Genomic DNA, 22,654 nt, shown 5'->3' with positions numbered 1-22,654 from the left:
TCCAACTGCACGCGTCGATCGATTTGATGAGCACCCATCAACGATTGGGCGCGCCACCGGCCCGCGGGGCAGACTGGCCGACATGTCAGGCTCCACCACGGGACACGATCCCAAGCCCAAACGCACCTTCTTCGGACAGCCGTTCGAGCTGTCGACGCCCTTCGCGGTGGAGCTCTGGGAGCGGTTCTCGTTCTACGGCATGCAGGGCATCGTCCTGATCTACATGTACTACACGGTCACGCAGGGCGGCCTGGGGATCGACAAGGGCATCGCGACCGGGATCATGGGCGCGTACGGCGGCGCCGTGTACCTGTTCACGATCATCGGCGCGTGGATCGCCGACCGGCTGCTCGGTGCCGACCGCACACTGTTCGGCAGCGCGATCGTCGTCATGCTCGGCCACATCGCCCTGGCGCTCATCCCCGGGGTGGCCGGCGTGGGCGTCGGGCTCGTGCTCATCGCGCTCGGGTCCGGCGGACTCAAGGCGACCGCCACGACGATCGTCGGTGGGCTCTACAGCCGCGAAGACCCCCGCCGTGACGCCGGGTTCTCGCTGTACTACCTCGGCGTCAACCTCGGTGCGTTCTTCGGGCCGCTCCTGACCGGGCTGCTGCAGAGCTCGCTCGGCTTCCACTACGGCTTCGGGCTCGCCGCCGTCGGCATGGCAGCCGGCCTGGTCCAGTACGCCATCCGTCGGAAGAACCTGCCCGACACAGTCCGCCACGTCACGAACCCGGTCGATCGCCGACGCTTGCCGCTGATCGGCGTCGGGGTCGTCGTCGCCCTGGTCGTGATCGCGGTCGCCGTCCTGACCGGGCTGCTGAACGTCGGCAACCTGCCCACCGTGGTCGTCGCGATCGTGATCCTCGCGACGATCGGGTACTTCGTCGTCATCCTGACGAGCGGCATCACGGCGCAGGAGCGCTCGCGGGTGTTCGCGTTCATCCCGCTCTTCATCGGCAGCGCCGTGTTCTGGTCGCTCTACCAGCAGCAGTTCACCGTCGTCACGGTCTACTCCGACGAGCGACTGAACCGCTCGCTCTTCGGGTGGGAGATGCCGGTCTCGTGGGTGCAGTCGATCAACCCGGTCTTCATCATCGTGCTGTCCGGGGTCTTCGCGGCGCTCTGGACCAAGCTCGGCGACCGACAGCCGTCGACCCCGACGAAGTTCGGCCTGGGCACCGGCATCATGGGCGTCGCGTTCCTGTTGTTCCTGCCCTTCGTCGGGTCGGGCCAGAACGGCACGCCGCTGCTCGCCCTGGTCGGCATCCTGCTCGTCTTCACGCTGGCCGAGCTGCTGCTGTCACCCGTCGGGCAGTCCGTCGCCACGAAGCTCGCGCCGCCGAAGTTCCAGACGCAGATGGTCGCGCTGTTCTTCCTGTCCGTGTCGCTCGGCACCGCCGTCACCGGGCTGCTGTCGCAGTACTACGACCCGGCGAACGAGGCGCCGTACTTCGCCGTGCTCGGTCTCGTCGCCGTCGCGGTCGGCGTGGTCCTGCTCGTCCTGGCCAAGCCGGTGCTGAAGCTCATGCGCGGCATCCGTTGATCCGTCGCGGCATCCGCTGATCCGTCGCGGCATCCGCTAACCTGAGGGAAGCCACACGGCCAAAGCAACCAAGGAGTCACCCCATGCTCGAACTCATCGCCGGCATCATCATCGGCATCGGCGTCCTCGGTGGTGTGGGCTGCTGCATGGCGGTCGCCGCCATGATGAAGAGCGGCTCCGAAGAGTACTGAGCCCGCTGGGCTACTCGCCGCTGCCGGTCGTGATCGGCACCAACTGACGACTCAGGACGGTCGCGCGCTCGAAGGGGCCGCGGCCGTCCTTCGTGTACACGGGCTCCTCGAACGCGACGGTCCACGACAGCGGTTCGCCGACGCCGGGGTAGCCGACGATCTGGTTGCCACCGGGAGCCACGATCACACCGATCGGCTCGTCGGCCCACCGCTCGCCGCCCTCCGCGGAGTCGATGACCTGCACGAGCGCACCGATGCCGAGGCCGGGGGCGTCGTCGGGGCGGGGCTTGGGGGAGCGGCGTCCGAACACGCCCTCACCGTAGTGGCGAGTGGTGAAGGAACGTCTGTGCGGCGCCTGTCGACACGCTGACGAAGCACCCGCCGGGTGGCCACGACATCCCGTCGGCCGTGCTCCGAGTGGTCGCAGGCCGTCGGCGGCGGCGCCGCCAGGCGACGCATCGTGACCAGTGCGCGAAGGTGAGCGGGGTGTTGCGACCGGCGGACGAGCGGCCGGGACGCCCGTGGCGGGCCCGCACCGCGCCTCCAGGCCGCCGTCGGCCGTTCCCACAGCGTGTGCCGGGTGGTCAGGACACGCCGCCTGACGCGCGTCGAGTGGTCACCAACTGTCGGCGGCGCCGCCGCCATCCGACAGTTCGTGACCTCTCGGCAAGCGTCAGGCGTCGGCGGGGACCCGGGCGATCTCGGTGATGGACGAGTGACCGGTCTCGGGGTGCTTGCGCATCGAGAGCAGCCGCTCCATCGAGGGCTCGAGCGCCGTGACCTTGTCGAGCGGCGCGCTCACCACCAGCTGGAACCCGAGCCGGAGCCACGCGGTGACCGCACGACCGGCGAACTCCGAGTCCGCCTTGATGAACGCCTCGTCGAGGAACACCGGGGCGAACCGCGGCCGGGGCCGGGTCTCGTCGCCGAGCTGGTAGCGGAGCGCCGCACCGACGATGAACGCCACGAGCTCCTGCGTCTCACCACCGGACTTGTCACCGAGCGACGAGTACACACCGAGGTCGTTGCCCGACGTGTCGTAGCGGACCGCCGTGATCTCCATGTGCCGTCGGACGTCGAGCACGGCGTCGCGCTGCGTGGTGCGGCCACGGGCGGCGTCCGGGTCGGGGCGGATGACGGCCATGAACCGCCGGAGCCGGCGGAACCGGGTCTCGAGCACGTCGTCGGTCAGCTCGGCGTCGACCGAGGCTGACAGGGCGCGGAGCTCGCGGCGGAACGCGGTGACGTCCTCGCGGGTGACCCGCCGGATCTGGATCTTCAGACGGTCGCGGTTGGCGCCGAACGGCAGGTCCCGCAGGATCTCGTTGACCGGTTCGAGGCGCTCCTCGATCTCGACTACGGCACGGTCGAAGGCGCCGGCGAGCGGAACGAGGTCCTCGCCGCTCCACTGCGACAGCCGCCGACGCCACTCGGTGCGGCGGGCGTGCAGGCCGGTCGCGACGATCTGGTCGAGGATGGCGTGGTAGTCCGGGTACGACGCGACGCCGGTGCCGAGGTTCGGGTCCGGCCAGGCGTCCTGGTAGCGCTGGAACGTGAGGGTCAACGACGTCGAGGCCGCTGCGGCACCGTCGAGTGCCTGCGACAGTCGCTCCTCGAGGCGTCGTCGGAGCCGTCGGGTGGCGTCGTCGAAACCGTCCACACCGTCCGGTGCCCCGACCTCGGCGAACGTCTCGGCGAGGAGTCGCGACTGCTCGTCGTCGGGCAACGACTCGGGGGTGTCGTCGAAACGCGACAGGATCTCGGCGGCGGCGTCCTGGCCGTCCACGAGCACGGCCTGCCGCTCCTCGAGGCGCTGCACGGAGAGCCGCGCGGCAGAGCGGCGGTCGGCGGTCTCGTCGAGCGACTTCCGCAGGCGGGCGACCGAGGCGCGCAGGGTCCGGAGGCCGTCGTCGGCGGCGAGCAGCGCCTGCCGTTCCTCGTCGAGGCGTGCCAGCGAGGTCTCGACTCCCTGGACGTCGATGGCGTCCCACGTCACGTCGACGACGTGCTGGTGCGCGGCGCGGAGGACGTCGAGTGCGGTGAGGTCCTGCGCGACGTCGGTGCGACGGGCCTCGAGCGTGGCGAGGTCCTGCGCGATCGACGCGAGCTCCTGCTCGACGGCGGCGACTCGGGCCTCGTTCGTGAAGCCGATGACGTTCGCCTGGCGGCGGTCACCGTGCGCACCACGCCGGCCGTCGCGGAGCTGGCCGGACTCGGTCACCCGACGGCCACCACCACCGAGCTCCGAGGCGTCGGTGACGCAGCGGGCGTCGGTGCGGTCCGACTCGATCCGCTCCCGCACCCAGGTGCTGAACGGCGAGTGCTTGATGGCGAGCTTGCCGGAGACCATCGCGGGGTCGCCGTCGAGGTCCAGGTGTGGTCCGGTCGGCACGCCCTCGAACTGCACGCGGACGGGCAGGCGGAGTGCGTCGATCGCCTCGCTGAACGCGCCGAGGCGGTCCTGGTCGACGAGCAGGGTGCGGGCGACGGGGGCCAGCACGGACTCGATGGCCGTGCGCCAGCGCTCCTCGCCGGGCTGCACGTCGAGCAGTTCCGCGACGAAGGGCAGGTCTGCGGGGTCGATGCCGGCAGCCCGGGCCATCGCGAGTCGGGCCTCGTGCATCGGCAGGGGCATCGCGCCCTGACGGTGCTCGAGCGACTGCCGCTCCTGCCGCAGTGAGCGCTCCCGGTCGAGCAGCGGGTACTCCTCGCGCGTCAGGGCGTCGCGGCGGTCGTCCAACGACGAGCGCGAAGCAGCGTAAGACCCGAGGAATTCGTGCGAGCTGCGCTGCGCGGCAGTGAAGTCGGCCTCGGTCGCGACGGACGTGCCGAGCACCGCTGTGCGCTCGTCGAAGGTCGCCCGGGTCCGGACCACCGCGTCGCGCTCACGGGTGAGTCGCTCGATGCGGTCCTCGAGCTGGGCGAGCGCGTTGCCGCCCTGGTCGCGCAGCCGTGCCTCGGCGTCGCGCAGCTCGATCTCCACGGCGGCGTGCCGGGCCTCGGCAGCGGCGACCTCGGCGCGGGACGCGGTGCGCTCCCGGCCGTTGCGGTCCACCTCGGCGTCGAGCAGGTCCCGCTTCCGCGAGGCCGTCCAGTGCGCGAACGGGGAGACCTCGGCGCCGGTGGCGATGCCGTCCAGGGCCTCGGCCGCGGCCTTCGAGCGTTCGATCTCGTCGTGCAGGTCGGTGATCGGGGAGAGGATGCGGACCTTGCGCTCCTCGGTGTCCATCGCCTCGTACGCCTCGTCGAGCGCGGAGAAGTGCGCGAGGGCACGGTCGGCCGCCTCGTAGGTGCCCGGGGTCTCGAGCACGAGCGACTTGTACAGCGCATCGACCGTCGGCAGGTGTTGCCCGGCCTGGATGCGCGCGAGCAGACGCATCGCCCGGTTCCCGCCGCCGGAGTCGCCGATGCCGAGCCGGGTCTGCAGCGTGTACGCGAGCTCCTGGTAGGTGTCGCGGATCACCAGCCCCGGCACGCGACCGGTCAGCTCCAGGTGGTGGAAGCGGGTCGGCACGAACTCCTCGAGCCGACGCAGGTCGAAGGTGTCGTCGACCGTCGCCATGGTCATCTGGATGTCGCCGACGCCACGCGCGCGCTTCGGCACGATGTACGCCCGCAGCACCGTGAAGCGCCGCTCGTCGTCGTTCCGGAACGTGACCGCGGCCGCGCCCCAGGTGGTCTGGTCGTCGCCGCGCAGGTTCACGTCGCGCAGGGCACCCGACTCGGGATCGCGGCGGGTGTCGACCTTGCCCCGCAGGTACGTGAGCAGGTTGCGCTGGTCGGCGCTCCGCGCGCGACCCGTCGTGGCGTCGTTCGAGGCGCCGTTGAACGGCACGTCGGACGGCATCATCACGGCCAGGTACGCGTCCATCAGCGTGGACTTGCCGGTGCCGGACGCGCCGGAGATGAGCGTCGCGGTGCCGGACAGCTCGACCTGGCGGTGGCCGTGGAACCCGCCCCAGTTGACGACCTGCATCGACTCGGCGCGCCACTGCGCGACCGTGTCGAACAGCGCGGGGATCTGGAAGGTGTCGGTCATGCTTCCGTCTCGCCGTCGTCGTCGGTGTCGGTCTCGGCTTCGCCGTCTGCCGGGAGGCCCGTGGCAGCTCCGTCGGTCGGCTCGCCGCCCTGGTCGGCCGGGTCCTCCTGCGCGGTGGTGGTCCGCAGCCACGTGTCCAGTTCCAGCAGGCGCTCCAGGGGGAGCAGCACCTCGACGACGCTCGCCACCCGGAAGCGGTCCGGGTCCGAGGTGCGGATGAGGATGCGCGCCGTGACGAGGCGTTCGACGGCCTTCGCCACCCGGCCCTCGTCGCGCGTGCGGTCGGTCGCGGTCGCCGGTCGGAAGCCGGCGACGTGCCCGAGGATCTCCGAGCGGTCGACGACCACCTGGTCCGGACCCGGTCGGGCGTCGGCGCGCAGGCGCATCCGCAGGTAGACGAGGACGATCGTCTCCTCGCGGGTGTACGGCAGGTCGCGCAGCAACGTGGGGAACGTGCGGCGCTGGCTCTCCGACCGGGCCTGGCGCTTCCACGCGACCTCGCGGTCACGGTCGACGTGCAGCTCGAGGAACAGGTCGTTCAGACGCGACCGCAACTGGTACTCGGCGTCGAGCACCGCACGCCACTCGTCGGGGTGCGTCCGGGAGCTGACGTACGAGTGCCGGAGCAGCGCCACCAGCGCGCGGCGCTGGTGCTCGTCGAGCCGGCCCTCGTCGCCCTCGAAGAGGGCGAAGCTGGACTCGTCGCGTTCGTCGTCCTGCACGACCGTTGCGGGGTCGTCGTACGGGACGGTCTCGTCGACCGGTGCCGGCGTCGTGTCGCTCACCGTGCCTCCTGTGCGTTGTCGTCGTGGGGATCGCCGACCGGCGCGTGCTCGGCAGCGAGCGCAGCGGTGGGCATGTGGAAGGTGACCGGGCTGCCGTCCGGACGCACTGTCCGGTGCTCCGCGACGTGCGCGGCGGACTCGAAGTCGTCGCGTCCGGTGAGCAGGTGGGCGAGGCCGAACAGCTCGACCGGTCGACGCTGTTCGGGCGGCAGCCCGTGGAAGGCGTCGACGCTCGAGTCGGCCTCGGCGAACCGGAGCGCGGCACGCAGCTCGGTCAGGAGCGGGCCGCCGTGCTTGCGGAGCATCTCGACGTCGAGGTCCTCGAAGACGTCGTCGTCGGGTTCCTCGATGGGTGGCGGCACCGACTCGGCGTCCGGGTCGTAGAAGCGCTCGCGCAGGGTGCCGACCTCGGCCGACGCCGGCAGCAGCGGGAGCGGGATGCGGTCGCGCGCACCGCCCTGGTCCATGAGTGTCGCCAGGCCGCGGTTGATCGAGCGGATCACGGCGTCGAGCTCACGGTCGCGGACCACGTCGTGGGCGACGATCTGGTCTCGCAGTGTCGCGGTGAGCTGACGCCGCTGGGCGAGGACGTCCTCGATGCCCTGGCGCAGGATCGTCACGGTGTTGCGGAACGCCCGACGCTCACCGGCTCCGAGGCCGTCGGCGAAGGAGTGGGACAGGATCGTCGCGATGTCGTCACGCAGGCGGAGCAGCAGGGCGTCGTCGCGCAGGAGCTCGAAGGCGCCCTCGAACGCGCGGCCCTCGGGCGTCGCCTGCATCAGGTTGTCGGTGCGCGCGAGGTAGTCGTCGAGGATCTCGCCGATCGGGCGGACCTCTTGTCGGAAGTCCTCGACGATCGAGCGGTGCATCGTCGCGACGGCCTCTTCGACGCGCTTGAAGTCGCTCGGCAGCTGCCGGATCAGGTCGGAGATGTTCGTGTACCCGTCGCGCATCCGGTCGTCCTCGACGGTGACGACGTCGTCGCCGTGCTCGAGGCGCTCACGCTCGGCCCGCAGTTCGGCGATCTGGGCGTCGATGCGGCGGATCTGCACGTCGGGGTCCGGCTCCGCGCGGGCGGCCCAGCGGTGCACGGCGTCGACGATCATCGCGAGGCGGCTCTCGCTGATCAGTGCGCGGTCGGCCGACAGGGCGTCGACGAGGCTCAGGGCCTCGAGCGCGTGACTCGTCAGGGAGTACTGCTCGTCGCCGTCGGGGGAGTTGGAGCGGACCAGCCACTGTGCCGCCACCCATTCACGGCAGAGGGCACGGCCGTTCGGTCGGGGGTCCTGCTCGCTCTGCTCGTGCTGTTCGCTCGCGGGCACACGTGCACCCGATGCCTGCAGGCGGGCGACGTGCTCCTCGACCTGCAGGTGCATGCGGTCGGCGGGGACGTACTGGACGTCGCGGTCGAACACCGTGCGGAACACGGCGAGGACCGTCGCGCTCGTCGGGCGGGACATGAGGCGCAGGGTCGGACGGTCGAGGACCGCTCGGACCCGGGCGAACTCGAGGTCGACGTCGGTCATGCGCCCCTTCGTCCGATCGTGCTGGTGGTGTCGCCCGCGTACTGCGGCCGGGTGAGATGACAAGAGCCCGACGCTGCTGCGTCGGGCTCTGTCTCAAGGGTGGGCGATACCAGACTCGAACTGATGACCTCTTCGGTGTGAACGAAGCGCGCTACCAACTGCGCCAATCGCCCCCTGCACTGTTCGTGCGAGTCGATAGTAGCGGAAGTCCGGCGGTGCATCGAACACGGCGCGCGCCCCGGGTGTGGCGCGCGGTCTGCGAGGGGTGCTGAACCGGCCGGATCCGCATGAACTCGGGGGACACGCCCGGTGAACGGGAAGGATTTTGGTGGATGCCCCTGGGTTCGTATAGAGTTTACGTCGTCGCCGCGACAGCGGAAAGACAAGTGCGGATGTGGCGCAGTGGTAGCGCATCACCTTGCCAAGGTGAGGGTCGCGAGTTCGAATCTCGTCATCCGCTCGAGTGTGGGGCTTCTCGAAGTCCCACGACTCACCAGAGGGTATCCCACCGTTCGGGTACTCACGGAGACGTGAACCTCGATGGTGGGGTGGCCGAGAGGCTAGGCAGCGGCCTGCAAAGCCGTCCACGCGGGTTCGAATCCCGTCCCCACCTCCAGCAACACCCTCCAGATCCTGTACGAACCCCGGTTCAGACAGGGAATCTGGGCGATTGGCGCAGCGGTAGCGCGCTTCCCTGACACGGAAGAGGTCACTGGTTCGATCCCAGTATCGCCCACCACCGAGAAGCCCCCGGCAGGACCATCAGGTCCGGCCGGGGGTTTTTGTGTTCCTGCGGCCACGTCCTCTGGTTCACGCAGGACACTCGGCACCGAGCTGGCACGTTCTGCTGTCCCACCGCATCGGAACCGCGCTGTCCCTCCGCGCGTCGCTCTCGCCCGATAGCCCCCTCCGCGTGAGCCTCTCCGACTTCGACGTCGAGCCCGTAACCGGGTCGCGCTCCGGGGCGGTCTTGCTCGGAATCGCGAGCGCAATCGCCGGAGTTCTCGCGATCATCGGGTGGCCGTTGCCTGTCATCTCGTCGACACATGGCCGAGGTCAGCATGCTTGGGCACGGACCATCCGTGGAGTCCAAAACTGGTTCGCACACGACGGCTGGCGGATGTCCGGAGCATCGTGGATCTACGGTGCTTTCGCGGTCGTCGCCGCGGCCACCGTGGTCGTTCTGCTTCATCCTGCTTGGAGCGGCCGCCGCGCCTTGCTCATCGTCGTCGTGCCGGCCGGAGCGTTACTCGTGCTGGGCCCTGCTCTGCAATGGGCTCTCGGGCTGCCCTGGTCAAACTACGGAAGCGAGTCGACCGGCGACACGGCCATTGGCATCATCGCGACGGTTGTGTGCGGCGCCGTGCTCATGGGCTTCCGTCGGGCAACGAGGCGTAGGGCCCGACGTGACAGAGATCAGGGGACGCGCACTCACTGACCTGGTGAGCCAGCGGACGGCCTCCCGAGGGGCCGCGGTACCGCCTGGCCACCATGCGCCGTCGGCGCGAAGACCAGAACGGTCGCAAGAAGGGACCCAGGGCTGACGTCGCTGTACTCGTCGCAGGTATGGGCAGCTTCGCTCGGTGTCGTCGTTCTAAATACAACTGAATGCCCGACCGGGGTCCCGGAGGCCGATCCGCTACTGGGACGGTCGGAGGTACGGTGACCCCATGAACCGTTCGAACGCCCTGTGGCTCATGTTCGCGCTGCTCGGCGTGGTGTTCCTTGGAGCCACAGCCGCTTTGTTCGCGCACGAATCATCGAGGCCGTTCGGATGGATCACCCTCATCAGCGCCATCGTCATCATGGCGAGCGCCTGGTTGGGCTACAGACGTTCCAGGCTGTGAAAAAGGGGGTGCCGTGCGTTTAGATAGCCGATCCGCTACCGGGACGGCTTTGGCCGGCACATCAGCTTTCTCGGCAGCGATACGTGAGGATGGCGGCATGGACCTTGAAGTCGAGCGCGCCAACCGCGTCGTGCAACTTCGTCGGGCCCTCCAAGCAGCTCAGCCCGGATCGGTCGCGAGCGTCAGAGGCTCACTTGCGGAAGGGACTGCGGATGCGTGGAGCGACATCGACCTTTCGTGGCGGGTGAGCGACGGCGACGACGCACTCAACGCCCTGCCGCACACACTCAAGGCGGCGGGGCAGGTCGAGTCACTTCGGCTCGACCCCGAACTCGGTCCGGATCGTCGTCTGGTGTTCGTACGGTTCAGAAACTGGTCTCTGTTCCAGCGGGTGGACCTCGAGGTGGTCGGTTCGTTGCGCAGCGGGCGCGCACCTTGGGATTGTGGATGGTCACGGGCAGAGAGCGCCTTGATGAACGCGGTCGCTGCCGTGAAAGCGTCACATCGAGAGCGCGGTGACATCGACGGGCTGGTCCAGCGAGGGCTGGAGCGGGTGGAGGCCACTGATCCTGGCGGGGCGTTGACGGACCGGTTGTTCGTCCTCATCGACGCTGCGGTCGCCGCCGACCCTACTCAGACAGGTCTGGCACAACGGGTCCATAGAGAAGTGCTCGCCCTCGGCAGAGCGAATAGCTGATCTTCGCCGTTCGAATGTGGATCCTTTAACGGAGCATCGCTTTGCTTGCGCCCGCGGTTGGTCGCACTTACGCTGCCCGCATGTGGTGGTGGATCGGAACCGGCTTGGTCTTGGCGGTGCTTCTCGTGCTGTGGTTCGTCATGCACCGCTACACGAACTTTGGCTCTCGGGCGGCGAAGTTCGAGGGAACTGACCCCGAAGTCGCGGAGGGCCTTCGGCAGGCCGAGGCTGACATCGCGCGGGGGCGCGTGTACTTCTGATGCTCTCAAGGACCAGCGAGCCCACGGCCGTCCGGAAGCCGATCCCGTTCCGGGCAGAAGCAAGTCGACCAGGCGGCGTTCGTCGAGCCGACCGGCTTACCGGCACCATGTCGAACCGCCCCGCACGGCGTTACTAGCTAGGTTGATTGCAATTCGGTACTGCCGACGTGGCGAGCGGGAGGGATGACAATGGGTGCTGGAGTGCTCCGTTGGGTGCCGTGGGTGGGCGTCCGGCTGATCGTCGCAGCCATCGTCTATGCGGTCGTCTCGCCGTGGCGGAAACTGTGAACGAGGTAGTACAGTTCCCCCGGGCGACGAAGTATCTCCTTTCTGGACTGCTCTCGTTCCTGATCATCGGCGCCGCCCTCCTCGCCGCGTTCGCTGACCCTCGGATGTTGGTGCTGGTGGCGTTCCTGGTCTTGCTCTGGTGGCGGCTCTTCGCTCTGAAGGTCGTGTTCGCTTCGGACGAGCTCGTCCTCATTGGCCTGGTGTCTGTCCGACGGGTACCGCGGATGAACGTGCTCCGGGTTGAGGAGGGGGCCGTCGTCGTTACGAGCAAGCAGGGTCATGATCGCCGCATCACGATCCCGATCGCTATGGGTGCCTCCAAGATCACTGACTACTCGCCTGATGCACGGGTGAAGCAACGCATCGACGCCGCATACCGAACGTGGCTCGCGGCGCCGGCGACGCCCGCATCGGCCTGAACGCGACCCGCCCCATCGACCGCCGGAAGCCGTGCAGCTGTCGAATGCGCCCGGTGAACGACAAGCTAACGGGCAGGTGCGAGGAGCTCCTGAACGAGCATCCGCCTGGTCTTCTACCGGCGGTCGGGCTTCTGATAACTCATGGATCGCGGGGTAGCGTACCCGCATGACGTCCTGGTGGGATCGCACCGATCCAACTGACCGCCCGGAACTCACGAACCGCGCCCCCGCGGGGCTCCTCGCATCATGGTGGAACGTCATTGCGGGGGCCGCGTTGCTCGTCGGCTTGCCGGTGATCGTGCTCAGCGGCGGCTTCAGCCCAGCGCGCATCGCTTTCGCTCTGTTCGGCCTGGCGGTGATGGTGGCGATCGAGCTCGTCTTCTTACGGAAACTTCTTCAGCGGATTGCAGGCAGGCGAGCCCTTCGAGCGGAGTGCGCCGACGAGGAGTGAGCGCGATGCCCGATGGCCGATCGCCAGGCGGGCACATATGGTGGCGGCATGCGCCGACGCTACGACCCATCCGTGGACCGATGGGCACCATTGTCTGTGGCGGGCGTGCGAGACGTCATCGCTGGTGGCCCAGCGTGGCTCTCCGGTGGGTTCGGCCTCGATGCCCTCCTCGGGTACACATCACGCGCGCATGGCGATATCGACGTGAGCATCGTCGATGAGGACTTCCCCGCCCTCGCCGCGGCATTGCCCGGTTGGATGCAGCTCTTCGCCGCGCAGTCAGGGCAGCTCGCGCCGATCGACGAAGCCGTCGACACGGAACCGCTGGACAACATCTGGTGTCTCGACGAACGAACGGGACTCTGGTGCTTGCAGATCAATCGAGAGGCCGGCGACAGCGACAGGTGGCTCTACCGCCGAGTTCCGGCGGTCCAGCGCCTGTGGTCCGCGGCCGTCCTCGACGTCGAGGGATTACGGGTCGTCGCGCCCGAGGTGCAACTGCTCTGGAAATCCGCCGACCCGTCCGCGAAAGACGAATCGGACCGAGCAGCAGTGACACCGTTGCTCGACGACGAGGCGCGTCAGTGGCTCCACGAGGCGATCACACGGGCGCACCCTGGATCAGCATGGGCCAACGCGTTCCGTTGACGTCTCGATCGCCGATCGTCGATCCGAAAGAACCCGCAAAGTCTGATCTGTCGGCTGGCTGACCTCCATATGGCGGGGAGAACAGGCGGGAGGAGCCCGTGCTCTCGATGCTTCAACCGAGGTCGAAGTCGACGATCGCTGCGACGTGGGCGGTCGCCGTGACCATGCGAGCTCGCCATTCCCGAGGATCCTCGTCGCGACGGTCGATGGCACCGAAGTCATCTCGAGCCAGGAACCGGATTCCGTCGCCTTCGACGTAGCCGACGCTCGCCCCGTGTGCACGGACCAGCATCGGCCAGGTCACATCGTTCGTGATCGAGGTGTCGCGACTCTGATCGACGATCAACTGTGCGGTGTCCCGGGTCATCAAGCGCATGGCGATCAACAAGTCCCACCGATTCGCGAGTCCGTTTGCAAGCCCGTACACGTGGTTCACGATCTCCTCAGTTCGGCGAAGCCGATCTGGGGCAGCCTCCATCGCCACGGCGGAGCGTCCAACGACGAGGAAGTTGACGTCGCGTCGAGCGAGCGTGCGCTCCACTTCCCCTCGAGCACCGCTCACCCATCGCAGCATGTGGTCCAGGTCCGAGTGGAACAGCCATCCGCAAGCGCTTTGCAACCCGAGGGCCAGCGCGTTCTTCCTCGCCGTTCCGATCCCGATCGTGCCGGCAGCGTGTTCGTCGAGGAGCAACGGCACAGCCAGCGCACGAAGTGCCGCGATCGTCGCCGGATGAGTTTCAGCGGTGGCGTTCACTGCCACAGCACCGAACACCTCCGCGAGGGCGGGTACGGCGGCCTCGATACCTGCGGCGAATCCTCCGAGCGGGTCGTGACAGGTCGCAACGAGGCATACCGACTCCGGAGCCGCGTGATCATCGAACGTCCCGGCGGCCCGAGTTGCAACCACGTCGTCTTCGAAGCCAGGCATCACCCGACCATACGACGTTGCTCCAGGTCGCCCGACGAAGCGTGTGCTCGAAGGTTTCCCCGTCTGCGCCATCCGTCCGATGGCCGATCGTCGACCGGCCTCCTTTCAGGAGGCGGCGATTGTGAGCGCCAGGACCACGACTCCTGCGCCGATCAAGACTCCGATTACGCCGGCACCGATGATGCCCATGCGCGCGAGTCGCGGCCGGAACGGTACGCCGAGCCTGCCCCAGGATGCCTCGTAGATGGTGCGGGCGAGTCCACGGGAGGTTGCTATCACTCCAACGCAGGCGACGATCACCACGGCCCCCGCGGCGATCATCGCGATTTGCCGTCCAGGCATCCGACGCTCCCTTTCCGTTCGCAGGGAACGCTACTCAGCTTGAAGGCGCGCTTGGTTCGAGCGATCCCGCAAGCCAATCGACTATCGAACGGACGCGGGGTGAGCTTGCCAGAGCCAGCGGAGAGCGTCGGGGAGAAGTACTCCGCCGTGGTTGGGTGAATGGCCGCCGTCGCCGACAACGAGGCGAAAGTCGTAGCCCTCGCGCGCGAGTGAGGCCGCGGTGTCCAGGCTCTCGGCGAACCTATTCCACTCACGCTCGTTCCAGTGCAGATCGCGGTGAGCGGCGTGGAGGAACAGACGTGTCTGCCTGCGCGGTTCGGTAGCAAAAAGGGCCGGGTACGGGTTGCCACCGGGCATCTGCACGAAGCTCGGATTGAAGGCGATCGCTCGGCCCAGGCCCTCGGGTCGACTCCACGCCGCGGTGACGCAGCGTTCCCGCCACTACTGCCACCGCATATACCGCGCATCATCGGATCGTCCGAGACAACGTAGCGCTCTCGCACGACGGGGAGCACCTCGTCGAGGAGGAAGCTGGCGTAGGCGTCGTTGAACGCGTCGTACTCGGCGTTGCGGTGCTTCTTCGGCGTTCCGTTGACATCGAGCACGCCTGGGTCCACAAAGACGCCGATCATCTGTGGCAAATCACGGTTGGCAGCGAGGTTGTCGAGGACGATCCCACCGCGGACGTCGCCGTCGGGATCGAGGTACCACCAGCCGTCGTTGAAGAACATGACCGCGCTCGGCTCGTCGGCCCGATGCCCTGCTGGGCGGTGCACCCACACACTTCGCGTGGTGCCCGGGAAACGCTGGCTCTCTTCGAGCTCGAACTGTTCGGTCGAGCCTGGCTCAACGCCGACCCTTGTCACAGAGTCAGGTCCGTACTCGTACGAGACGTTGTCCTGAGACAGAGGAAGAGCAGCGAATGGTTGCGGCGTCGACACGCTCGGATGCTACCGGGATCGCTTCATCCCGCAGAGCGATCCCCTTCCGAACGCCCGCCGCCGCAAGTGACCACTCGTGCCGTCGAAGCGGTGCCAGGGACCGGCTCCCGTTCGTGTCGCGGAGGGCGGCGTCAGACAGTCTCAGCCGTCCTCGCGTTGAACGCCAGGGACGTGCGCGATTGCCTCACGCACTCGCTGCCACCGACGTCGTTCGATCCAGCTGACGACCGCGATGAAGACGCTGACGCCCAGGAAGCCGAGCAAAAGAACCCCCGAGGTGAGGTTCGCGCCAACGACGGCGACTCCGAACCCGATGAGCGTTGGCCAAAGGTTCCTCGCCGATGCTTGCTGCCGACGCGTCAGGAGGTCGACGAGCTCCATCGAGTGCGGAGTGGGCGGTGTCTTCCCGCGCATCTGCAAGCGGACGGCACGCCGTTGATCACGCTCGAGGAGTGAGGCGGGGGTTCGCTCGCCGCTGCCGAGGAAGGGCTCCAAACCTTCGTGCCGGCGGGCCCAGAACCACCCGAGCAGAGCGATGGTGACCCCCGCGCCGCTGACAATTGCCTTCCAAGGCGATGGCTCGAGTATCGACAGGGTCGTACCGAGCGCGAAGAAGATGAGGGCTAGTCCGGTCAGGACGGCCTGCACTGATGGACCGACGACTATCGGCCCTCGGTTTACAAGCACCCTGGCTTGCTGCGCGGCAGCGACCCAACTCGCATCGACCTGCTCCTCACGGAATAGAGGTTCTCTCGGATCACTCACGCGTCGAGCGTACGGCCCAGTGCGCGCATCGAACCGATCTCAACAAGTAGAGGCGGTCCCGCGCCGATGATGAATCGACTACCGCGCGGCGGCGGAGAGGGACACAGTCCGTCCGCGTCAGTCCGTTGGGAAAGGGCGCCGTGCAAGCCACGCCGTGAACCCGACGAGGAGTAGCGCATCGAGCGCCAGGAGGAAGAAGCCCCACCCGGCTCCGAACCCGGCTGCAAGTGATCCGACGCCGACAAGGACGAGCGCGATAGCTCCCAGCGCGAGGAACACGGGAGGATCCCGCTCAGACGGGGTTGGGCGTTCAGCGTGAGCTGAACCTCGCGAACCCATCGTTCATCCCGGCCACGACGGTGGCGAAGAGCCGTCCCGATAGCCGGATCGGTGGACGCTGTCAGGATCGAGCGGGTTCGGGACATCTCTCAGGAGAAGCACCGATCCGATCGCTCGAAGGAGTCAGCACCATGCAGACCCACGTCCGTCCCCTCGTCGCCGCTGCGGCGGCCACCGCACTCGTCGTCGCACTCACCGGCTGTGCCGCAGCATCGCAAGCCGGCCCGGCGACCTCCACGCCGGACCGCGTCGGGACCAGCACGTCGACGAGCCCGACGCCGACAGAGACGACTGCGCCCTCCCCGACCGCCACCGCACCGTCCCCGGCCCCGACCGCCACCGCGACGCCCACGGTCTCGGCGCTCGCCCAGCACATCTACGACGAGTGCAACAAGGGCGCCGACGACGCCGCGGTCGTCCTGGAGTTCACCGCGGAGCCGTCCGGGTACACCAGCGACGGCAAGTACCTGCTCGTGTACCCGATCAAGCTGTTCACGGACGGCCACACCGACCCGTGGGCGATCTACAACTGCACCCTCACCGACGCCACGGTCGGCTCGACGTTCGTCGGCGGCGGCGTGACCGACACGCACTGAGCGACCAGAGGCGGTGGACGTGACCAGCGCGGGAGGCGCGGTGCGGGGCGGACGCACGCCGCGCCTCCCGGCCGGGTCGTGTACGCAGGGCGGTACCTCGTCGACGCGGTGCACCGCGCCGACCCCGCTCAGGAAGGCGCCCGCACCATGACCTCACCCTTCGACCTCACCGGCCGGACCGCCCTCGTCACCGGCGGCAACCAGGGACTCGGCCGGGCCTTCGCCTTCGGCCTCGCCGAGGCCGGCGCCCGCGTCGCGATCGTCGGGCGCTCCGCGGAGCGCAACACCCGGGTCGCCGCCGAGGCCGCGGATGCCGGCCACGACTTCGTCACCATCACGGCGGACATCACCGACGGCGAGCAGGTGGCGCGCATGACCGAGGAGGCGATGGCGGCCCTCGGCCGCCTCGACGTGCTCGTCAACAACGCCGGCACGTGCCACCACCGGGACGCCTTCGACGTCCCCGACAGCGAGTGGGACGACGTGTTCGACCTCAACGTCCGCGCACTGTGGAAGACGTCGACGGCGGTCGGCGCGCACATGCGTGACGCCGGTTCGGGCTCGATCGTGAACATCGGCAGCATGTCTGGCCTCATCGTGAACCGGCCGCAGTGGCAGCCGGCGTACAACGCGTCGAAGGCCGCCGTGCACCACCTGACGAAGTCGCTCGCGGTCGAGTGGGCGAAGTACGGGATCCGCGTGAACGCCGTCGCCCCCGGGTACGTGAAGACCGAGATGGCGCCGGTGGACTCCCCGGAGTTCCGGCGGTACTGGATCGAGGACGCACCGCAGCAGCGCTTCGCCCTGCCCGAGGAGATCGCGCCGAGCGTCGTGTTCCTGGCGAGCGACGCGGCGTCGTTCATCACCGGATCCGTGCTCGTGGCGGACGGCGGCTACAGCGCCGTCTGAGCCGGTTCGGCCACCGGCGTGCCCGCGCGGGTCGTCGCGCGGGCCATGCCGACGGCGACGAGCACGGCGGCGACGACCGTCAGGACGACGCCCGCGACGGTGATCCCGCCTTCGAACGCGGCCAGCCGATCGACGCTCCAGGACGTCGTCGCGATGCTGCCCGGCACGAGCAGCGCCAGCACCGTCCCGGTCGCCGCGATGCCCACCGCGGTCGCGAGCTCGCTCGCGGTGTCGACGAGCGCCGCACCGACCGACGTCCGGTTCGACGGCAGGCCCTGGAGCACGTTGTTGCCCGCGACGACCCCGACGACCCGCATCCCCGCGGCGACGAGGACGAGCGCCGCGGCGACCCAGCCGTACCCGGCACGGCCGCCGACCGTGAAGAGCGCGAGTCCTGCGACGACGGCGCCGGCGCTCAGCCATGCCGCGCGGCCGAGGCCCACCCGCTGCACGAACGGGCCGACGAATCGCCCGGACGCCAGGAGCACCACCACCTGCGGCAGGGTCCCGATCGCGGCCAGCGCCGGCGACCACCCCCAGGCGAACTGCAGCTGCAGTGTCACCAGGTAGGACAGGCCGGAAACGGCCAGTCCGGAGGCCGCCTTGTACGCCAGACCGCTCGCGACGAGCGGACGGGCGAGCAGGCGCAGGTCGAGCAGCGGCTGTGCCGCGGTGCGCTCCCGCTGCACGAAGGCCGCCACCGCCGCGACCGTCACGACGACCCCGGTCCACCCCGGCCAGGAGGCGCTGCCCGCCTCGGCGAAGAGGGTGGGCGTCCCGAGTGCACCGACCAGGGCCGTGGTCCCGAACAGCGCGCCGGTCACGTCGATCCGGTCGGGGTGCAGGTCCTCCGGTCGGTCAGCGGGCACGCCGGCTCGGATGCCGATGAACGCGAGCGCCGCGATCGGGACGTTCACCAGGAGCAGGGCCTGCCACGGCGCCACCGCGAGGGCGAAGCCGCCCGCCGTCGGACCGACCGCGAGCCCGACCAGGCCCGCGGTGGAGATGACCGTCAGCGCCCGGACCCGCAGGGCGTCGGAGTCGAAGAGCCGGAAGGCCAGGGCCATCGACCCGGGCGTCGTCATGGCCGCTGCGAGCCCCATGAGCGCGCGGACCGCGATGAGTTCGCCGGTCGTGGTGACGAGCGTGGTCGCCAGCGCGGTGAGCGCGAGCAGCACCAGGCCGACGAGCATCACCCGGCGTCGGCCGAACCGGTCGGCGACCGCACCGAACAGGAGCATGAGGGCGCCGAACACGACCGAGTAGGCGCCGGTGACCCACTGCAGGCCGGGCGTCGACGCGTGGAGCTCACGGCCGATGGTGGGCAGGGCGACGTTCAGCACCGAGTTGTCGAGCATCTCGAACAGGAAGACGGCGGACAGGCCGGCGAGGGCGATCCCGGCGTCACGGAGCCGGGCGGGGGAACGGGTGGACACGTGCACTCCTTCGATGAAGAAGTGGCGACTCGTCCGAGACCGCGTGTGGGTGCCTGGCCGACGGAGCGACGAGGCGTTTTGCCCTCTGCGAAGACCATACGTCCCGCCGGACGTCCGGTGCAAGCGCGCCGGAGGCTAGCCGGTGACGTCGTAGCGCTCCTGGTGCGCGGCCACCTCGTCGCGGTGGGCTTCCGACCAGCGCTTGAGCTGCCGCACGGTGCCGTGCAGCGAGAGCCCCAGATCCGTGAGCTCGTACGTCACCGTCACGGGTACCGTCGCCGTCGCCGTGCGGACGACGAGGCCGTCGCGTTCGAGCGACTTCAGCGTCTGCGACAGCATCTTCGGACTCACGCCCGCCAGGACGCGACCGAGTTCGGAGTACCGCATCGGCCTCGGGTCGCCGTCGCAGTCCGGGCCGCTCCCGAGTGCCGACAGCACGAGCGTCACCCACTTGCCGGAGACCCGTGCGAGCAGCTGCTGGCTCGGGCAGGCTGCCAGGTAGGCGTTGTACTGCGCCTTGGCGTCAGCTCGTTGCTCGGCGGCGGTCGTGGTCGGCACAGGGCTCCTCGGGTAGCAACGCACTTCTGGGTAACTCCTTCCGAACGGGAAGCAGTTCGTCAAGAGTGGAACACGAGCAACCGCTCCACAAGTCCTCGAAGGAGATCCGATGACCACCACCACCCCTCGCCTGCCGGGCGGCACCTGGACCCTCGGCGACCGGCCGGTCGCACGCTTCGGCTACGGCGCGATGCAGCTCACCGGTCCGTGGGTCGTCGGGCCGCCGAAGGACCACGACGAGGCCGTCGCCGTGCTCCGGGACGCCGTCGCCGGCGGCATCTCGCACATCGACACCGCCGAGACGTACGGCCCGCGTGTGGTCAACGAGCTGCTGCACGAGGCGCTGCACCCGTACGCCGACGACCTCGTCATCGCGACGAAGGTCGGCGCGCGGCGCGACGCCCGAGGCGGTTGGCCGACTGCTCGGGAACCCGACCAACTGCGTGCGCAGGTCGACGACAACCTCGAGACGCTCGGCGTCGATGTGCTGGACCTGGTCAACCTGCGGTTGGGCGATGCGAACGGTCCGGTCGCGGGGCCGATCGCCCCGGCCTTCGAGACGCTGGTCGACCTGCAGCGACAGGGGGTCATCCGGCACCTCGGGGTGAGCAACGCGACGACGGACCAGGTGGCGGAAGCGCAGGGGATCGCACCGATCCTGTCGGTCCAGAACATGTACAACCTGGCCAATCGGCAGGACGACCCACTCATCGACCGGCTCGCGGCCGAGGGAGTCGCCTACGTGCCGTTCTTCCCGCTCGGCGGCTTCGCCCCGTTGCAGTCCGAGGTGCTCTCGACCGTGGCGACACGGCTCGGGTCGACGCCGATGTCCGTCGCCCTGGCATGGCTGCTGCGCCGGTCGCCGAACATCCTGCTGATCCCGGGCACGTCGTCGCGGGCGCACCTGCGCGAGAACATCGAGGGTGCCTCCGTCGTGCTGAGCGACGACGACCTGCTTGACCTCGAGGGCATCGGCGGCTGAGCCCGGCCCGTACCCCGCCGTGTCCGTTACGGTGCTCGTGGGCGGCACCGGCGCTGCTCGAGAGGCAGGACCGATGACGGACCACGCGGCCACCGCGGCGCAGGAGTTCCTCCGCACGCACGAGGAACGGCTCCGTGCCCTGGTCGACCGGGTGGTGCCGGCGGACGAGTACCCGTCGGCGTCCGAGGCCGGCGCACTCGACTTCCTGGCCGGGGTCCTGGTCGACCGGCCGGACTGGCTGGACCGTCTCCGTGCCGTCGTCGCGCACGCGGACGACCACGAGGGCGTCGACGAGCCCCGGGACGAGGACGATCCCGACTGGACCTGGTTCGCCGAGCTCGTCGCCGCGGGGTACTACGCCGACGCGGGGAACGGCGGGAACGCGGGGGAGCGGTCCTGGGACATGGTGGGGTGGCAGCCCGGTCCGCCGGACGGATGGAGCGTGCCGGTACCGGTGGCGACCGCAGCGCCCTCGGTCGTGCACCCGTCGCAGCTGGCCGACCGGTACGACGCGGTCGTCGTCGGGTCGGGCGCCGGCGGGGGTGTCGCGGCGTGCGGGCTCGCCGAGTCCGGTCGGCGCGTGCTCGTGGTCGAGGCCGGTGGGTGGCCCGGCACCGCGGAACTCAGCCGTGACCACATCCGGAACCCGCGGTCGAGCTGGGGCGTCGCACCGCGGTCGGGGCCGTCCGACGTCGGCAACCCGCGGACGGTGGCGGACGGTCGCGAGCTCCTGGTGCTCCGGCCCTCGTCGCCGGGGTGGCACAACAACGCCGTCACGGCCGGCGGCGGCACACGGGTCTACGGCGCCCAGGCCTGGCGGTTCGGGCCGCGGGACTTCGCGATGGCATCGACGTACGGCGTGCCGGACGGCAGTGCGCTGGCCGACTGGCCGTTCGGGTACGACGACCTCGAGCCCTGGTACGAGCGCGCCGAGTGGGAGATCGGGGTCAGCGGCGGTGACGTCGACGGTCCGTGGTCCGGGGAGCGCTCGCGCGCGCGACCGATGCCACCGCTGCCGTCCGGGGCAGCGCGGGACCGGCTCGCCGCCGCCGCGGACGCCCTGGGCATCTCGACGGTGCACGTCCCGCTCCTGATCAACTCGACGCCGTACCTGGGTCGCCGCGCGTGCGAACAGTGCGGCATGTGCGTCGGCTTCGCGTGCCCGGTCGACGCCAAGAACGGCAGCCAGAACACCATGCTGACCCGCGCGTTCGCCACCGGGAACGCGTCGATCGTGCTCGAGTCGCGGGTCGCCCGACTGCGCACGGATCATGCCGGCCGCGTGGTCGGCGTCACGATCGTCGGCACCGCGGACGGCCGCGACTGGCGGGCCGAGGTCGACGCCGCCGAGGTCGTCGTCGCGGCCGGAGCGGTGGAGTCGGCACGGCTCCTGCTGAACAGCCGGAGCGACCAGGAGCCCGACGGCATCGGCAACGGTGCGGACCAGGTCGGCCGGCACCTGCAGGGCCACGTCTACGGCGGCGCGATGGGGGTCTTCGACGACGTGGTGGACGACGGTCTCGGACCGGGGCCGTCGATCGCCACCACCGACTACCGGCACGGCGTGCCCGGGCAGATCGGTGGCGGGATCCTGGCGAACGAGTTCATCGCGACGCCGTCGAACACGTACCAGTACCTCGTCGGCACGGGGCTCGCGCCGCGATCCGGGCTCGACGGCAAGCACGCGATGCGGGACCTGGCGCGGCGCAGCATGCGGATAATGGGGCCGATCCAGGAGGTCACCACGGCCGACGCACGCGTCCGGGTCGACCCCGCGGTGACGGACCGGTACGGCATCCCGGTGGCGTCGTTCAGCGGTGGGGTCCACCCGGAGGACGTCCGTGCTCGCGACCACACCAGCGCCCGGAGCGGCGACTGGTTGCGCGCGGCCGGCGCCACGCGCGTGGCGGAGCTGCACGGTCCGGTCCGGGGCACGAGCGGTGGCCAGCACCAGGCCGGCACGCTCCGGATGGGGACGGATCCGGCGACGTCGGTCGTCGACCCGTTCGGCCGGGTGTGGGGACACGACAACCTGCGCGTGACCGACGGCTCGGTGCACGTCACGAACGGCGGGGTGAACCCGGTGCTCACCATCCTGGCGACCGCGATGCGGAGCGTCGACGCGATGGTCGCGCAGCACGGTTGACCACGTGCCCGGTCC

20 protein-coding genes and 4 tRNA genes are annotated in these 22,654 nt (G+C 69.5%); 14 read left to right on the top strand and 10 right to left on the bottom strand.

The features are described from left to right. Window positions 1-82: 82 nt before the first annotated feature. Window positions 83-1,546, top strand: a complete 1,464-nt coding sequence (locus EDF23_RS02420) for a peptide MFS transporter (RefSeq protein WP_131920241.1) — start codon at window positions 83-85, stop codon at window positions 1,544-1,546. A 201-nt stretch (window positions 1,547-1,747) separates the two neighbouring features. On the opposite strand, the gene EDF23_RS02415 is transcribed toward EDF23_RS02420, so the two are convergent. The 5 genes from EDF23_RS02415 to EDF23_RS02395 all read right to left on the bottom strand — a co-directional run bounded on the left by EDF23_RS02415 (window position 1,748) and on the right by EDF23_RS02395 (window position 8,260). Then, on the bottom strand, window positions 1,748-2,047 hold the full coding sequence (locus EDF23_RS02415) for a hypothetical protein (RefSeq protein ID WP_123292766.1): 300 nt from the start codon (window positions 2,045-2,047) through the stop codon (window positions 1,748-1,750). Between the two features lie 363 nt (window positions 2,048-2,410). Beyond that, complete coding sequence (locus EDF23_RS02410) at window positions 2,411-5,776, bottom strand: SbcC/MukB-like Walker B domain-containing protein (protein ID WP_131920239.1); 3,366 nt, start codon at window positions 5,774-5,776, stop codon at window positions 2,411-2,413. Next, window positions 5,773-6,561, bottom strand: coding sequence for a DUF4194 domain-containing protein (locus EDF23_RS02405; RefSeq protein ID WP_131920237.1), 789 nt, complete (start codon window positions 6,559-6,561; stop codon window positions 5,773-5,775). The genes EDF23_RS02410 and EDF23_RS02405 overlap by 4 nt, the downstream gene beginning before the upstream one ends. Next, entirely contained in the window at window positions 6,558-8,087 is a 1,530-nt protein-coding gene (locus EDF23_RS02400) for a DUF3375 family protein (RefSeq protein ID WP_123292769.1), read from the bottom strand. Before EDF23_RS02400 ends, EDF23_RS02405 begins: the two co-directional genes overlap by 4 nt. A 100-nt stretch (window positions 8,088-8,187) precedes the next feature. Next, window positions 8,188-8,260 (bottom strand) — tRNA-Val (locus EDF23_RS02395). Between the two features lie 215 nt (window positions 8,261-8,475). Between EDF23_RS02395 and EDF23_RS02390 the strand changes: the two genes are divergently transcribed. The 9 genes from EDF23_RS02390 (at window position 8,476) to EDF23_RS02355 (ending at window position 12,697) form a co-directional block, all read left to right on the top strand. Beyond that, a tRNA-Gly gene (locus EDF23_RS02390) sits at window positions 8,476-8,547 on the top strand. Between the two features lie 82 nt (window positions 8,548-8,629). Continuing rightward, a tRNA-Cys gene (locus EDF23_RS02385) sits at window positions 8,630-8,703 on the top strand. A gap of 48 nt (window positions 8,704-8,751) precedes the next feature. Then, a tRNA-Val gene (locus tag EDF23_RS02380) sits at window positions 8,752-8,826 on the top strand. Window positions 8,827-9,757: 931 nt separating this feature from the next. Then, the gene (locus EDF23_RS19090; RefSeq protein WP_165900977.1) at window positions 9,758-9,934 is read left to right on the top strand and encodes a hypothetical protein; all 177 of its coding nucleotides are present in this window, start codon (window positions 9,758-9,760) and stop codon (window positions 9,932-9,934) included. A gap of 97 nt (window positions 9,935-10,031) precedes the next feature. Then, window positions 10,032-10,631 (top strand): hypothetical protein, encoded by a 600-nt coding sequence (locus tag EDF23_RS02375; RefSeq protein ID WP_131880015.1) that lies wholly within the window; start codon window positions 10,032-10,034, stop codon window positions 10,629-10,631. An 80-nt stretch (window positions 10,632-10,711) separates the two neighbouring features. Next, window positions 10,712-10,891: a hypothetical protein gene (locus tag EDF23_RS02370; RefSeq protein WP_131880017.1), complete on the top strand. Its 180-nt coding sequence runs from the start codon at window positions 10,712-10,714 to the stop codon at window positions 10,889-10,891. A gap of 284 nt (window positions 10,892-11,175) precedes the next feature. Then, complete coding sequence (locus EDF23_RS02365) at window positions 11,176-11,598, top strand: hypothetical protein (protein ID WP_131880019.1); 423 nt, start codon at window positions 11,176-11,178, stop codon at window positions 11,596-11,598. Window positions 11,599-11,764: 166 nt separating this feature from the next. After that, entirely contained in the window at window positions 11,765-12,049 is a 285-nt protein-coding gene (locus EDF23_RS02360; RefSeq protein WP_123655005.1) for a hypothetical protein, read from the top strand. A 48-nt stretch (window positions 12,050-12,097) separates the two neighbouring features. Further along, window positions 12,098-12,697 (top strand): hypothetical protein, encoded by a 600-nt coding sequence (locus tag EDF23_RS02355; RefSeq protein ID WP_131880021.1) that lies wholly within the window; start codon window positions 12,098-12,100, stop codon window positions 12,695-12,697. Window positions 12,698-12,809: 112 nt separating this feature from the next. On the opposite strand, the gene EDF23_RS02350 is transcribed toward EDF23_RS02355, so the two are convergent. The 3 genes from EDF23_RS02350 to EDF23_RS02340 form a co-directional block, all read right to left on the bottom strand. After that, complete coding sequence (locus EDF23_RS02350; protein ID WP_131920235.1) at window positions 12,810-13,625, bottom strand: hypothetical protein; 816 nt, start codon at window positions 13,623-13,625, stop codon at window positions 12,810-12,812. A gap of 317 nt (window positions 13,626-13,942) precedes the next feature. Continuing rightward, window positions 13,943-14,908: an alpha/beta hydrolase-fold protein gene (locus EDF23_RS02345; protein ID WP_243648782.1), complete on the bottom strand. Its 966-nt coding sequence runs from the start codon at window positions 14,906-14,908 to the stop codon at window positions 13,943-13,945. A 141-nt stretch (window positions 14,909-15,049) separates the two neighbouring features. Continuing rightward, window positions 15,050-15,673, bottom strand: a complete 624-nt coding sequence (locus tag EDF23_RS02340; protein ID WP_131880025.1) for a hypothetical protein — start codon at window positions 15,671-15,673, stop codon at window positions 15,050-15,052. A 470-nt stretch (window positions 15,674-16,143) separates the two neighbouring features. Here EDF23_RS02340 and EDF23_RS02335 point away from each other — a divergent pair, with 470 nt between their 5' ends. Continuing rightward, the gene (locus EDF23_RS02335) at window positions 16,144-16,608 is read left to right on the top strand and encodes a hypothetical protein (protein ID WP_131920234.1); all 465 of its coding nucleotides are present in this window, start codon (window positions 16,144-16,146) and stop codon (window positions 16,606-16,608) included. 147 nt (window positions 16,609-16,755) lie between these two features. Then, the gene (locus tag EDF23_RS02330; RefSeq protein ID WP_131920232.1) at window positions 16,756-17,517 is read left to right on the top strand and encodes a glucose 1-dehydrogenase; all 762 of its coding nucleotides are present in this window, start codon (window positions 16,756-16,758) and stop codon (window positions 17,515-17,517) included. Here the strand turns inward: EDF23_RS02330 and EDF23_RS02325 are convergent. Together EDF23_RS02325 and EDF23_RS02320 are read right to left on the bottom strand one after the other, a co-directional pair. Next, on the bottom strand, window positions 17,502-18,953 hold the full coding sequence (locus EDF23_RS02325; RefSeq protein ID WP_279388185.1) for an MFS transporter: 1,452 nt from the start codon (window positions 18,951-18,953) through the stop codon (window positions 17,502-17,504). The genes EDF23_RS02330 and EDF23_RS02325 overlap by 16 nt on opposite strands. Before the next feature lie 135 nt (window positions 18,954-19,088). Further along, on the bottom strand, window positions 19,089-19,511 hold the full coding sequence (locus tag EDF23_RS02320) for a helix-turn-helix domain-containing protein (protein ID WP_123938059.1): 423 nt from the start codon (window positions 19,509-19,511) through the stop codon (window positions 19,089-19,091). Window positions 19,512-19,620: 109 nt separating this feature from the next. Here EDF23_RS02320 and EDF23_RS02315 point away from each other — a divergent pair, with 109 nt between their 5' ends. Both EDF23_RS02315 and EDF23_RS02310 read left to right on the top strand, forming a co-directional pair. Beyond that, window positions 19,621-20,493 (top strand): oxidoreductase, encoded by an 873-nt coding sequence (locus EDF23_RS02315; RefSeq protein ID WP_131920230.1) that lies wholly within the window; start codon window positions 19,621-19,623, stop codon window positions 20,491-20,493. Between the two features lie 73 nt (window positions 20,494-20,566). Then, entirely contained in the window at window positions 20,567-22,639 is a 2,073-nt protein-coding gene (locus tag EDF23_RS02310) for a GMC oxidoreductase (protein ID WP_131920228.1), read from the top strand. The last annotated feature ends 15 nt before the right edge of the window (window positions 22,640-22,654 follow it).

The organism is Curtobacterium sp. PhB128 (assembly GCF_004340725.1).
Lineage (GTDB): Bacteria > Actinomycetota > Actinomycetes > Actinomycetales > Microbacteriaceae > Curtobacterium.
The sequence above is the reverse complement of the archived record's forward strand: the minus strand, read 5'-3'. Positions and strand labels throughout refer to the sequence as shown.